The sequence below is a fragment of the Pedobacter paludisoli genome, assembly GCF_052344095.1.
Classification (GTDB): Bacteria; Bacteroidota; Bacteroidia; order Sphingobacteriales; family Sphingobacteriaceae; genus Pedobacter.
Genome location: NZ_CP179926.1, coordinates 3,250,813 through 3,264,100, shown reverse-complemented (window position 1 = coordinate 3,264,100; position 13,288 = coordinate 3,250,813). Strand labels below are relative to the sequence as shown.

Sequence of the window (13,288 nt, the reverse complement as noted above, 5' to 3'; positions counted from 1 at the left end):
GAACAGCAACAATGAGTTATACTTCCTACTTTGAAAAGGCGCAACTCGCCAGCAGAACATTAACGAGTTTGAGTAAGGCAACAACCGATGCTGTGCTTTTGGACTTTGCATTGGAATTAATTGCCTGTACGGAAGAAATTCTAGAGGAAAATAGAAAGGATTTGGCGCGCATGCCCGAAAGCGACCCAAAATACGACCGATTAAAATTAACCAAAGAGCGCATTGCTGATATTGCCGGCGATGTTAAAAATGTGGTCAATTTGCAGAGCCCTTTAGGCGAAATACTTTCAGATAAAATCCTCGATAATGGACTGCACATTACGAGTGTTCGCGTTCCTTTGGGCGTGGTAGGCGTAATTTACGAAGCTCGACCAAACGTTACAGCAGATGTTTTTTCTTTGTGCTTTAAAACCGGAAATGTAGCCGTTTTGAAAGGAGGTAGCGATGCCGAGTTTTCGAATTTGGCGATTACCCGTGTAATAAAATCGGTTTTAAAAAGGCATCAAATTAATGAAGATGTGGTGGTTTTATTGCCAGCTGAGCGCGCGGCAACAGAAGCCTTGTTACATGCAAGAGGTTTTGTAGACGTGTTAATCCCAAGGGGAAGTCAATCGCTTATCAATTATGTTCGCGAGCACAGTAAAATTCCTGTAATTGAAACTGGGGCGGGCATTGTACATACGTATTTTGATGAATCCGGAGACTTGGAAAAGGGAAAATCAATTATTTTTAATGCCAAAACACGCAGGGTAAGTGTATGTAATTCATTGGATTGTGTGTTGGTTCACGAAAATAGACTGAAGGACTTAGTAGCTCTTTTATCGTCTTTGGCGGATGCACAAGTAGAAATTTTCGCCGACGAGAAAAGCCATGCGGTTTTGCAAGAAGCCTATCCTGCTTCTTTGTTGCATCGTGCTCAGCCAGAGCATTTTGGAACGGAGTTTTTAGCCTTAAAATTAGCCTTAAAAACGGTGGCTAATTTAGATGAGGCCTTGAATCATATCGCCAATTTTAGTTCGAAACATAGTGAAGCTATTGTTGCCGAAGATGCGGAAGCGATTGCTAAATTTTTGAATCAGGTAGACGCCGCGGCGGTTTATGCCAATGCTTCTACGGGATTTACCGATGGAGCTCAATTTGGCTTGGGTGCCGAAATTGGCATTAGTACACAAAAGCTTCATGCCCGCGGACCAATGGGTTTGGCCGAGCTAACCAGTTACAAATGGGTGGTTAAGGGCGATGGACAAATAAGAAAATAGGCAGTTTATAAAGAAAATTAGCTATTTATAGCGTAAAGGTCTCTCCTCTTGTTGGGATGGCCACTTCAAAATTCTCATCCTGTAAGGCTGCAGCCAAATTCTGTAAGCTTTTATCTTCGCCGTGTACCAAGAAAACTTTTTTCGGGCTTCCGGTTTGTTTAATGGTTTTGAGTAAATCGTTATGGTCGCCATGACCGCTTAATAAATCGGTTTGTCTGATGGTGGCGTAGACCATTAACTCTCTATCTTTTACGCGCACAATAGGTGCACCACTTAATAGTTTGTACCCCAATGTGCCTTTAGCGCAATAACCAATAAAGAGTAAGGTGCAATAGTAATTTTGAATGTTATAATACAAATGGTCTTGAATCCTCCCCCCTTCTAACATGCCCGCAGATGAAATAATAATACAGGGTTCCATATAATTGGAAACACTTTTACTTTCTTTCATGGTTTGAACATAGGCCAGATGTTCAAATTCGAATTCATCGCCCATGGCCTGATAAAAATCTTTTGCTTCTTGATTGACCAAATGATGGTGTTTACGGTAAACATCAGTCGCTTGAATCGCCATCGGACTATCGACAAAAATTTGTACCGGTGGCAATAATTTCTTTGAAAAAATTTGATTTAAGGCAAAAACGAGTGATTGGGTTCGGCCAATGCTGAAAGCAGGAATAATTAATCGGCCGGGACTTTTGATGCAAGCCTCTTCAATTTCTTTTATCAAGCGCTCTTCTAACGTTTGGTCTTTCGTATGGAATCTGCCTCCATATGTAGATTCACAAACAAAATAATCTACCTCCGGCAGTGTTTCAGGATTCGTTAAAACAGGGTAATTCTCGCGGCCAATATCACCCGAGAAAGCAATTTTCTTTTCAACTCCGCCATCGTTAATGTTTAAAACTGCTGCCGCTGCCCCCAGTAAATGGCCTACCGGGATGAAATTGAGGGTTATATCGCCGTTAATTTTAAAAGGCTTATTAAAGGCAATGGTAACCATTCTATCCAGCGTATCCATCACATGCTTATGCAAATACAAGGGCTTTGGACCGCTAAAATTACCGCGTTTAGTTTTGGGTTTTCGTCCCTGTTTCCGTAAGAAAAGCTCAACAGAATCGAATAATAAAATGGACGTTAAATCGGCAGTAGGTGCCGTGCAGAGTATTTGTCCTTCAAAACCACTACGTACTAGGGTTGGTAAATTGCCTGAATGATCAATGTGTGCGTGCGTTAAAATAACTAAGTTAATTTCTTCTGGGTTGAAGGGGAAATGTTGGTTATCTTCTTGATAGGTGTCTTTTTCGTAGTCTAATCCGCAATCAATCAATATCTTGTATCCATTTATATCTAACAAATGCATGCTCCCTGTAACCTGCTGAGCGGCGCCCCAAAACGTTAACTTCATCTTTCTTTTCAGTGGGTAAATTAATTCGTAAAGTACTACAATTGACTTAATTTTTCAGCAACTGAGCGTAAATTTTACAAAGATTTTTTTCAGCATCCAGCGATGAATACTTTTATCTTTGCATAAAACATTTAAATATGCAAGAACCTTTTGATATCCGCATTGGAGAAATTGATTATTCGGTTTTCCCAGAAGGGGATGAAACCTATACTATCTTTAAAGATGGAAAAGAGTACATTCAAATTGTAAAAGATACTTCAGCTATTTGGTTGAAGTTAGATTACAAAACAGAAACTCCCATTTTTGAGGAAGATGACGAAGTGAATGCGATTGGAGCGGCCATTGTTAAATATGTGCCTGAAGACGACGAGGAAGAAGAATAGAATTTTTAAACAATAAACAAATAGACAGCCATTTATAAGCTGTCTATTTATTTTTGAGGGATTATTTTTTCGTTTTAATAACGTTTAAAAGTTGCTCTAGTTCTTTTACCTTTTCCGGATATTTTTGGGCAAGATTATTTTTCTCGCCAATATCTTCTTTAAGGTGAAAGAGTTGCACATCTTTCGAATTGCCGGTTTCGATGCCAACTGCCGACATATAAGCGGTACCGTTAGTAGCTTGAATCAATTTCCAGTCATTTTGAATAATGGCATTTGGCACCAAACCTTGTTCTACCAAAGAGCTTCTTCCGATTGCTTTTTTACCTAAGAAGGCGTCTAGGGTATTTTGGCTATCTGTTGCTTCGTTTGCTGGAATATCTTGTTTTAGTAAAGCGGAAAAAGAAGCTAATAAATCCATTTGAGATACTAAAGCATCCGACACTTTCGCCTTTGTTTTACCAGGCCAATTGACAATGAATGGAACGCGGGTTCCTCCTTCTAAGCTACTATATTTGCCGCCTCTTAAGGCGCCAGCCTGCTTATGTCCATTTATTTTCGTTACCGCTTCATCTTGATAACCGTCGTCTAAAACAGGTCCGTTATCGCTTGAAAACACAATGATTGTTTTTTTATCAAGTTGAAGCGCTTCCAGTTTCTTCATGATTTGGCCAACGGTCCAATCCAATTGCAAAATGGCATCGCCGCGTACACCTAAACCACTTTTTCCTTTAAATCTTGTGGCAGGCATGCGTGGAACATGCGGTTCTGTTAAATGCAAAGCCATAAAAAAAGGTTGTTTTTGATTCTGCTCAATATACTCTTCCGCTTTCGCTAAAAAAGTGCTTGATACTTCTTCATCTACCCAACGGGCCATTTTTCCACCGCTCATATAACCTATACGGCCGATACCGTTTACGATGGTTTGGTTATGCCCTTGGCCAGGTGTAGACTGCATTTTTAACAATTCAGGGTTGTCTTTTCCGGTTGGGTCATTTCCAACCTTTTGGCTGTAGTTAACAGAAATAGGGTCGGCCGGGTCCAATGCAACTACTTTATGATTTTCTAAAAAAACTGTCGGAACGCGGTCGGCAGTTGCTGGAAAAATAAAAGCATAGTTAAAGCCTACTTCATTTGGTCCGGGAGTAACATCGCCGTTCCAATCTTTTTCTACCGTCTCTCCGAGACCTAAATGCCATTTCCCAATAATTGCGGTGTTGTACCCAGCATTTTTAAATACTTTCGGGAGTGTGATTTTATCTTGTGGGATAATTAATCGAGCATCGCCAGGAAGTACACGAATGCCTTGTACTCTCCAAGGATATTGGCCAGTCATTACCGCGTAACGCGAAGGGGTACAGGTCGCAGATGTACAATGAGCATTTGTAAAACGAACACCCGTATTGGCTAATTTATCGACATTTGGGGTGCTAATTTTTGTTGCCCCGTAACAGCTTAAATCGCCATAGCCTAGGTCATCGGCATAAATGAATATAACGTTTGGCTTTTGTTGTGCAAAACTTTGATAAGCGAGGCCTGCAAAGAAAACTGCACTTAGAAAAAATTTTTTAACTGAACTCATGAAAGGGGGTTAGATAATAGGATAAGCCCCAAATATAGATATCATAAAGAAAAATCCCAATTCACATTGGGATTTTTCTTATAACGTTTTCGTTAATTTTATCTGGTACAATCAGCGGTCCAAGATTCAGAACCTTTTACAACATACATTTTCAAGGTGCTGGCGTTGATGGTAATCCCGGTTACGCCAGTTCCAACACTCACATAGGTATTGTCGCCCGATTGCGTAAATTTAACTCCGGTAATATCCGGGATGTTGTTTCCAAAGTAGAAATTGTAGGTTTCGCCTACTTTGCTTACGGTTACTTTTCCGTCGGTACTAGCCGTAGTACTCTCTCCATTTTTGTACGATACAGTACCATTGTAGGTGCCTACAAAGAAATCACGGTCTGCAGGATCTGTACTTTTTTTACACGCTGTCACCACACTTAAAACTATTAAAAGCATGCTGAAAATTTTAATTGTATTTTTCATGATAGGTAGATTTTTGTGTCATGGAAAATACAAAGTCAATGCCAAAGCAATTTTATTTGCTTCAGAAATGAAGCGTTTATACCCTTTTTGATAAGTTAGATGTTGATTTAAAACGTTGATTTATAGTGTTTTGTGTGATTTTTGAAAAAAATAGCATCGCCCGAATAGGCACAAGACAAACAAAGCAGATTTTTCTGAAAAAACTGTTCAGTTTTGTGGAAGGTAAACAAAATAATTTAAAAATGCAAAAAAAATTTGTGGAGGGACGTAGACAAGATGTTTTTTAGCATGGAACTAACGAATATCATTTACATGAATAATGGAGCCATTTTCAAAATTTTCGTCGTGGTCTATGGTGTAAATTTCTGAGCCAACTGTTCGAGAGTCTGCTAATTTTCCGGTTTTTTTGTACTCGATAAATTTTTCTAAATCAGTAAAATCTTTTTTATCCGCGCTGCGGATACTATTTTGCATGTCGGTATCTACTACTCCGGGATAAATCGCAATAATTTTAGCGCCGTATTTTAGTTCGGATTGTTCAATTGCAGCAACTTTGGTCATCATGTCGATGGCTGCTTTCGACGCACAATAGGTACTCCAACCATAATAAGGGTTTTTAGCTGCGCCAGATGAAATGTTGATTATTTTCTTTTCGCAAGTCCATGTCTCGGTTAATTTTAAAAATAGCGCCGATAAAATGAGTGGAGCCGTTGTGTTTAAATTTAGCGTATGCTGGATATCCTCAGGGCTTTTATCCGCTAGCGATTTAATGTCGCCCACTGTACCGGCATTATTAATAAGGGTAATGCTTTGGATTTTTTCTTCGTCGAGGGAAGAAAAGATTGTTTTAAAATTTTGCGCTAATGAATCGATTTTGCTTAAATCAACTTCAATTTGGTCAACATCGTAATAACCGGCTCCATTGTTTGTTGTTCGCGAAAGGGAAATTATTTTATAATCGTTGTTTTTATATATTTCAACAATTCCGGAACCAATCCCTTTACTTCCACCCGTAATGATAAGTAGCTTTTTCATAATGACACTAAATTTTATTAAAATTAAGCAATTTCAACGAATCGATTAGTAAGATAATTTTCAGCTAAATTGATAACGGAGCAATCATTCAATATAACTTTAGCATTTTTAGGTCAAATGGGAATTGTATTTGCTTTTGAAAGTTTCACAAAATCATGCTGATTTTTTTTCAATACACAATTGATAAATTAATGGTGGAATTTCACGTATGATATTTTCATTAATTGAGAAATAGTCTTATCCAAGCGGCAAAGTAAAGAGAAATAAGCTACCTTCTCCGATGGCGCTTTCTACCCAAATTTTTCCTTTCTCTGCTTCAATAAAATCTTTAGAAATCGCAAGTCCTAAGCCAGAACCCGATTTGTTTTGCCCATCCGTTGGAACCTGAAAATACCGATCGAAAAGTCTTTTTTGATACTTTTCATCTATACCCTTTCCAAAATCTCGCACAGAGAAACGGATGTTGTGCTCTATTTGTATTACGTCGAGAACAACAGTCGATTTTTCAGCACTATAGCGCAATGCATTGGAAAGAAAGTTTACAAGAACCCATGCCGTTTTTTGAATATCTGCGTTCACTTCTGGCAGATTCTCATCACAGTTTACGTCGAGTTTTATATTTTTCTGACCGGCCTGAAAACGAACTGCATCGAGCGCATAATTAACAATTGCTATCGGCTTGGTTAGTGCGAAAGTAAGTTTTAGGTTGCCGGTTTCTGCTTGTGAAAGGTCTAAAAGCTCAGAGGTAATCTTTAATAAACGAGTAGCATCCTCCTGAATGTGTTGCACAAGCTCTTTCTGTTCAGTATTCATAACCCCTACTCTGGTATCATTCAAAAGCTTCAAACTCATTTTAATCGACGAAAGTGGTGTTTTAAGTTCATGCGAAACCGTGGCAATAAAATTGGTTTTAGCCTCGTCTAGTTCTTTAAACTGAGTGATGTTCTTTAAAACATATACACTTCCAACCGATTTAGAGGATTCAACTAAAGCATAATCTTCATCTTCGCTAAAATTTGGGATTACAATTTCTCTGTTCTCTAACTGGAAATAAGACTCCTTGTTATCGGCATAAATATTTAGAGGCTTATTATCTTGTTGAGGATGAAGAATTCGATTGAGTAATTCATTTTTCTTCGCGAGATCAAAAGCATTTTGTCCAACAGTGGTTTTTTCATCCAGGTTGATAAGTTTTGAGGCAAGCGTATTCATAAACAAAATGGCGCCATTCTCATTAAGTCCAATAATCGCATCTTGCATTTGGGAAATAATTGCTTCAATACGCAGTTTCTCACTTTTTAGCTTCGACAAATTGCTGTTTTCCCACTCATTTAGTTTGCTTACCATGCTATTGAAAGATGTGGCCAGTTCTGTAAACTCATCATTATTGGTAAAATGAAGCCTTTGTTTATAATTTTTATTGGCTATCTGTTTAATGGCTACACTAAACTCTGCCAAAGGATTGGCTACAAAGCCTGGGAAATTTATGATGAAGGTAAACAGAATCAAAAAACAGGTGGTAGCAGCTAAAACGATATAAATATCTGCCCTGGAAACAGCTTGATTTGCCCTTGCGTTCTTGTCAAAAATAGCCTGCAGATTTAAACGCTCAATTTCCTGTAAGCCTCGCCTTAGTTTTTTCAGATAAAAAGCCTGTTTGATTCTATCTTTAGATTCATTAAGCATTTTATAGTCCAAAAAAACAGCTCTTACGGCCAATTCTTCGCCAGATTCTGTAATATTTTGTCGCTCCTTTTTAAGATTATTCTCAAATATGATTTTCTGTTCTTCTTTGAGGGGGAAAGTATTTTCATCGAGTACTGCACGCATGGCCGAAATATATTTCAGTGTGGCATAATTATCTTTTAGAATTACTTTTGATTTAGTTGAAATCTCAGTTAAAAAAAACAACGCAGTAAGTCCGAAAGAAATGACTATAAAAAAAAGAAAGCCGAAGCCTAGGCGAAGTTTTGTTTTTATTTTCATGATGCCTGTATTACATTGTTATAAATTACGAAAGAATAACCAAATCGATGTCGCGGGAAGCCAAATTTTTTAACAATCCATTGAAAACCGCTGTTCGAAGAATGACCTGAAAGATAGTTAAATGTGGTTTCCCAATACAAATAGTGGTTACTCCTTTTTCCAAAGCCTTGTCTATTATCGTTTGCGTAATGCGATTACTTTTTACTTTTATTACCTCCGCACCAAGTTCTGTTGCCAATTTAAAATGATTAATGAGATGTCGTTGTTTGTCAAGTTTGATGCGTTCCATACTTTCCTTATCACCTTGAACGTAAAGAACAATCCAAGCGGAATGATAATAAGAAGCCAATCGAGCTGTTTTTCGAATAACCACGCTAGCGGTTTCCGCATTAGAAGATATACAAGCCAAAAATTTCTCAGGTCGAAGCTTGATTGAATTAGGTATTTCCGTTTGAATTTTACGTTCAACCTGATGCATAACCTCTTTTAATGCAAGTTCTCGCAACTGCAAAATCTTATCCGACTGGAAAAAATTACCTAGGGCTCGCTCAATTTTGCTTTTCTCATATATCTTGCCTTCTTTAAGGCGTGTTATAAGTTCATCCGAAGTAAGGTCGATATTGACAATTTCATCTGCCAATTGCAGAATCTTGTCGGGAATTCTTTCCATTACCGAAACACCTGTAATTTTTTTTACTTCTTCATTAATGCTCTCGAGGTGTTGAATATTTACTGCTGAGATTACACTAATCCCAGCATCTAATAAATCTAAAACATCTTGCCATCGTCTAGCATTTTTACTACCTTCTGCATTGGTATGAGCCAGTTCATCTACTATAACAATTTCAGGATGGCGGTTTAATATGGTTTTAAGATCCATCTCCTCCATTTCTTTTCCCCGATAAAATATCCGCTTTCTTTCTATTAATGGAAGACCTTCTAATAAGGCATGCGTTTCTTCCCGATTATGCGTTTCGATATAACCGATACTTATATCAACCCCATTTTTTAGCAATGTATGCGCCTCTTGAAGCATTCGATAGCTTTTACCTACACCTGCACACATTCCAATATAAATTTTCAATTTTCCCTTTCTCGATCTCTTGACCAAATCTAGAAAATGCCTTACCGATGCTTCTTTTTGTTGTGCTTCCATTGCTTATACTCCTAATTCAGAACTACATTCATATTGCCATTTTCTTGCACAAGCAGGCAGCCTAGAACGGCCAAAGTTATGCAGAAAACAATCTCAAGATATAGTATCATTGTATAATTTTTTTAAGCTTGGGATTAAGATCCTAAGCAAATGAATGGTACGTTTTAAAATGAAACAGCCATACTTGCTGTAAGCGTTGCATTCGCATTAACCATGCTTGCATCTCTCACAAAAACCTGATCCTTGCTATTGTAAGCTTTGCCTTCCAATCGAATAAGCGCATTTGGAATAGGCGAATAATCAATATTCATGGAATAACCTTTGGTTTTAAAACCATTTGGTGTTCCGGTTGGAATGAAAATCCCGTTTTTATCTTCGTAATATTCAAACCTTCCTGCAAGCGCCCATTTAGGAGCAAATTTGTATTGCACAATGGCAACAGGCGAAAGTATTTCATTCTTCTCATTGGTGCCTTGTTCTTTTTGCTGCGTGCCATAGTCAAATCCAAGGGTTATACCAAGCTGATTACTTAACTGAAAGACACTATAAACATTGTGATAAAAGCGATTAACGCGGATTGAATCTGCACCCTCACTCCCTAAGAAGTTGCTATAGTTGAGCGTAATTTTTTCAGTTGGTTTCCAGGTAAGTTGTAATCCTCCTGCAGGCTTATTGTTTCCATCTTGTCGGTTGATGCGCTGCCATCCGTTTAAATACAAACCCACAACTGTAAATTTACCATCTTTTGTACCATAGGTGATTTTAGCACCAGATTCATAATACGGCGTATTTTCGGAAGAAATATTTCGGGTTAGCACCCAGCAATCTTTTGATATAGCGCTCTCGAATCCGATATGCGAAGAAAAAATCCCTGCATCTATCCATAAATTTTCCGATTTAGAAAGTTTTACTCCTGCATTGGCCTCAAACACATTTTTAAGAACGCCAGGCTCAGTAGAAAGGTTGGCATTGGGATACGTACCAGCCATTAATGCCAGATTTGCCCGAATATTTCCACGATCGTATGCGACCTTTATAAAGCCCAAATTTACGTTTACTTCATTGGTACGGTTGTGCGAATAGATAAATGACGGACGGTTGTGATCTGACGGTTTATTAAAATCGTATCCATAATACGTTTCCAAATATCCTGAAACCTTGATTTTTGGTTCTTCCTGTGCATGTGCAAATAAGCTCGTTACTAAGGCACTGGTTAATATTAAATATTTTTTCATATGCTTATTTTCATTGATTAAACTTTAAGAAAGTAAGTTTGCTTATGCTTCTTATTGTCTTGTTACTATTGATGTTTTAAATTTTTGAAAATCCATACAGCTGCCCGATTTGTTGTTTTGGCAAACCCGTATTAAAACAGGCAGCTGCTGGAGTTTATTTAGAGTTCGTCAAGCGCCAGATTTAACTTAACAACATTTACGGAAGAGGGGCCCAAAAAACCCATAAACGGCTTAATGGTATTGATGGCGATTAGCTCTTGTACTTTTTTCTGATTTATATTTCTGGCCTTGGCCACTCTTGCTATCTGGATAGCTGCCCCTTGCGCTGAAATATTAGGATCCAAGCCACTTCCCGATGCAGTAACCATATCAGCAGGAATATCAGCAGTTTTAATACCTGGGTTATATTTTAAAAGAGTATCGATACGCGATTGTACCTCAATTAAATAATCTGGGTTAGACGGTCCTTTATTTGAACCCGCCGAGCCCGATGCATTATATGCTACAGCCGACGGGCGTCCCCAGAAATATTCGGGTTTTGTAAAGGATTGCCCCAACAAGGCATATCCAACTGTTTTGCCTTTTTTGGTGATTTTTTCACCACCTCCATGGCCTGTAGACATTTTACCAATTAAAGCTATGCTGATGGGATAGACAACACATAACAGCACCAATAAAACCACTGTTAAACGAATGGATGGAAAGATATACTTTTTCATTTTTATATTTTTAACAGGCCTACACAAAAAGGCCAACCAATAAATCAATTAATTTAATTCCGATAAAGGGAGCAACTATACCGCCTATTCCGTAAATGAATAGATTTCTGCGAAGCAAAGCGGTAGCGCCAATTGGCTTATACGCAACGCCTTTTAAGGCAAGCGGAATGAGTATTGGAATAATAATCGCATTGAAGATTACCGCAGAAAGTATGGCCGATTCCGGTGTATGAAGGCTCATAATATTTAGACTTTGTAATGCTGGAATAGAGGCAATAAACAGTGCCGGAACAATGGCAAAATATTTTGCCACATCGTTCGCAATCGAAAAGGTGGTTAATGTACCTCGGGTAATAAGCAACTGTTTACCAATCTCCACAATTTCGATGAGTTTGGTCGGATCGTTATCTAAATCAACCATATTACCCGCTTCTTTAGCTGCTTGGGTTCCGCTGTTCATGGCTACACCCACATCAGCCTGTGCCAGTGCAGGAGCATCGTTTGTCCCATCGCCCATCATGGCAACCAGCTTACCCTGAGCCTGTTCATCTTTAATGTAGTTCATTTTATCTTCTGGTTTTGCCTCAGCGATAAAATCATCTACACCAGCTTTATCGGCAATGTATTTTGCAGTCAAAGGGTTATCTCCAGTTACCATTACGGTTTTTACGCCCATTTTCCTCAAACGCTCGAAACGTTCACGAATACCTGGTTTGATAATATCCTGCAATTCAATTACACCAAGTGCTCGTTCATTTACAGCAACTACCAAAGGCGTTCCTCCATTAGTTGCGATGGTTTTTACATGATTTTCAATATCGCTAGGAAAGATATTACCGGCTTTTTGTACAATGGAACGGATCGCGTCGAATGCCCCTTTTCGTATGCGTTTTCCATCTACCGTATCTAAGCCGCTTGAACGAGTTTCTGCAGTAAATTTGATGAAGGTAGAACCTTCGGTTATGTCTGATACCTGATATCCTTTTTCGCCAGCTAATTCGAGTATGGACTTTCCTTCAGGTGTTTCATCGGCCAAAGAACTTAAAATACAGGCCTGCGCAAGTACACGTGCATCAACACTTTCCGTAGGATAAAAATTAGTGGCTTTTCGGTTACCAATGGTTATCGTTCCTGTTTTGTCTAAGAGTAACACATCGATATCGCCGGCAGTTTCAACCGCTTTCCCCGATTTGGTGATTACATTAGCACGTAAAGCCCTATCCATTCCGGCAATACCAATGGCAGATAAAAGGCCGCCAATCGTAGTTGGAATTAAACACACAAAAAGTGAAATTAATGCCGCAATGGTTATTGGTGTGTTTGCATAATTGGCAAAGGGTTTTAAGGTTACACAAACAATGATAAAGACTAAGGTAAAACTGGCTAATAAAATGGTTAAGGCAATTTCGTTAGGTGTTTTCTGGCGCGATGCCCCTTCAACCAATGCAATCATCTTGTCTAAAAAACTTTCGCCTGGGGCAGTATTTACCTGAACCTTAATTTTGTCCGACAATACTTTTGTACCACCGGTTACCGATGATTTATCGCCACCAGATTCGCGAATTACTGGTGCAGACTCTCCTGTAATGGCTGACTCATCGATGGTTGCAATCCCTTCGATAATCTCTCCATCCGTAGGAATGATATCTCCTGCATCGCAAACAAAAACATCGCCTTTTCGTAATTGATTCGACGAACGGATTTCAATTCTTCCATCGGCTAAAAGCACTTTGGCTGGAGTTTCTTCTCGCGTTTTACGCAAACTATCTGCTTGTGCTTTACCCCGTGCTTCGGCAATGGCTTCGGCAAAATTGGCAAACAACACGGTAAGTAATAAAATCAGGAAGATAAAAAAGTTATATACTGGCGATCCCTGATCCTTGTTGCTTAAAGAATAAACGGTAACATAGGCCATAACAAGTGTTCCTATTTCTACGGTAAACATGATCGGGTTACAAACCATCACTCTTGGATCAAGTTTGATAAAAGACTGTTTTATTGCGGTCTGCACCAAGGCAGAATCGAACAATTTAGTACTAGATTTCATTTGTATTT

Annotated in this window: 11 protein-coding genes; 2 read left to right on the top strand and 9 right to left on the bottom strand. The window is 38.7% G+C overall.

Features of this window, described 5'->3' with window-relative positions:
* Window positions 1-11: 11 nt before the first annotated feature.
* A complete protein-coding gene (locus ACJVDK_RS13400; protein ID WP_443937173.1) occupies window positions 12-1,259 on the top strand; it encodes a glutamate-5-semialdehyde dehydrogenase in 1,248 nt (415 codons plus the stop codon).
* 25 nt (window positions 1,260-1,284) lie between these two features.
* On the opposite strand, the gene ACJVDK_RS13395 is transcribed toward ACJVDK_RS13400, so the two are convergent.
* A complete protein-coding gene (locus ACJVDK_RS13395; protein ID WP_443937172.1) occupies window positions 1,285-2,667 on the bottom strand; it encodes an MBL fold metallo-hydrolase RNA specificity domain-containing protein in 1,383 nt (460 codons plus the stop codon).
* 137 nt (window positions 2,668-2,804) lie between these two features.
* On the opposite strand from ACJVDK_RS13395, the gene ACJVDK_RS13390 reads away from it, so the two are divergent.
* On the top strand, window positions 2,805-3,050 hold the full coding sequence (locus ACJVDK_RS13390) for a hypothetical protein (RefSeq protein WP_443937171.1): 246 nt from the start codon (window positions 2,805-2,807) through the stop codon (window positions 3,048-3,050).
* 61 nt (window positions 3,051-3,111) lie between these two features.
* Here the strand turns inward: ACJVDK_RS13390 and ACJVDK_RS13385 are convergent, their stop codons facing one another.
* The 8 genes from ACJVDK_RS13385 to kdpB all read right to left on the bottom strand — a co-directional run bounded on the left by ACJVDK_RS13385 (window position 3,112) and on the right by kdpB (window position 13,280).
* Window positions 3,112-4,629 (bottom strand): sulfatase family protein, encoded by a 1,518-nt coding sequence (locus ACJVDK_RS13385; protein WP_443937170.1) that lies wholly within the window; start codon window positions 4,627-4,629, stop codon window positions 3,112-3,114.
* A 98-nt stretch (window positions 4,630-4,727) separates the two neighbouring features.
* Window positions 4,728-5,102 carry a hypothetical protein gene (locus ACJVDK_RS13380; protein ID WP_443937169.1) on the bottom strand — a complete coding sequence of 125 codons (375 nt, stop codon included), beginning with the start codon at window positions 5,100-5,102 and terminating at the stop codon, window positions 4,728-4,730.
* A 294-nt stretch (window positions 5,103-5,396) separates the two neighbouring features.
* On the bottom strand, window positions 5,397-6,137 hold the full coding sequence (locus ACJVDK_RS13375; RefSeq protein ID WP_443937168.1) for a (S)-benzoin forming benzil reductase: 741 nt from the start codon (window positions 6,135-6,137) through the stop codon (window positions 5,397-5,399).
* 237 nt (window positions 6,138-6,374) lie between these two features.
* Window positions 6,375-8,123, bottom strand: a complete 1,749-nt coding sequence (locus ACJVDK_RS13370; protein ID WP_443937167.1) for an ATP-binding protein — start codon at window positions 8,121-8,123, stop codon at window positions 6,375-6,377.
* A 25-nt stretch (window positions 8,124-8,148) separates the two neighbouring features.
* Window positions 8,149-9,279 (bottom strand): sensor protein KdpD, encoded by a 1,131-nt coding sequence (locus ACJVDK_RS13365; RefSeq protein ID WP_443937166.1) that lies wholly within the window; start codon window positions 9,277-9,279, stop codon window positions 8,149-8,151.
* 164 nt (window positions 9,280-9,443) lie between these two features.
* Window positions 9,444-10,514 carry a porin gene (locus ACJVDK_RS13360; protein WP_443937165.1) on the bottom strand — a complete coding sequence of 357 codons (1,071 nt, stop codon included), beginning with the start codon at window positions 10,512-10,514 and terminating at the stop codon, window positions 9,444-9,446.
* 158 nt (window positions 10,515-10,672) lie between these two features.
* A complete protein-coding gene (kdpC, locus tag ACJVDK_RS13355; protein ID WP_443937164.1) occupies window positions 10,673-11,233 on the bottom strand; it encodes a potassium-transporting ATPase subunit KdpC in 561 nt (186 codons plus the stop codon).
* A gap of 19 nt (window positions 11,234-11,252) precedes the next feature.
* The gene (kdpB, locus tag ACJVDK_RS13350; RefSeq protein ID WP_443937163.1) at window positions 11,253-13,280 is read right to left on the bottom strand and encodes a potassium-transporting ATPase subunit KdpB; all 2,028 of its coding nucleotides are present in this window, start codon (window positions 13,278-13,280) and stop codon (window positions 11,253-11,255) included.
* Window positions 13,281-13,288: the final 8 nt, after the last annotated feature.

Bases quoted from the DNA above. Each gene is read 5' to 3' on its own strand.
- ACJVDK_RS13375 (WP_443937168.1), bottom strand. From the start codon at position 6,137: ATGAAAAAGCTACTTATCATTACGGGTGGAAGTAAAGGGATTGGTTCC.
- ACJVDK_RS13395 (WP_443937172.1), bottom strand. From the start codon at position 2,667: ATGAAGTTAACGTTTTGGGGCGCCGCTCAGCAGGTTACAGGGAGCATG.
- kdpB (WP_443937163.1), bottom strand. From the start codon at position 13,280: ATGAAATCTAGTACTAAATTGTTCGATTCTGCCTTGGTGCAGACCGCA.
- kdpC (WP_443937164.1), bottom strand. From the start codon at position 11,233: ATGAAAAAGTATATCTTTCCATCCATTCGTTTAACAGTGGTTTTATTG.
- ACJVDK_RS13400 (WP_443937173.1), top strand. From the start codon at position 12: ATGAGTTATACTTCCTACTTTGAAAAGGCGCAACTCGCCAGCAGAACA.
- ACJVDK_RS13390 (WP_443937171.1), top strand. From the start codon at position 2,805: ATGCAAGAACCTTTTGATATCCGCATTGGAGAAATTGATTATTCGGTT.
- ACJVDK_RS13385 (WP_443937170.1), bottom strand. From the start codon at position 4,629: ATGAGTTCAGTTAAAAAATTTTTTCTAAGTGCAGTTTTCTTTGCAGGC.
- ACJVDK_RS13380 (WP_443937169.1), bottom strand. From the start codon at position 5,102: ATGAAAAATACAATTAAAATTTTCAGCATGCTTTTAATAGTTTTAAGT.
- ACJVDK_RS13365 (WP_443937166.1), bottom strand. From the start codon at position 9,279: ATGGAAGCACAACAAAAAGAAGCATCGGTAAGGCATTTTCTAGATTTG.
- ACJVDK_RS13360 (WP_443937165.1), bottom strand. From the start codon at position 10,514: ATGAAAAAATATTTAATATTAACCAGTGCCTTAGTAACGAGCTTATTT.
- ACJVDK_RS13370 (WP_443937167.1), bottom strand. From the start codon at position 8,123: ATGAAAATAAAAACAAAACTTCGCCTAGGCTTCGGCTTTCTTTTTTTT.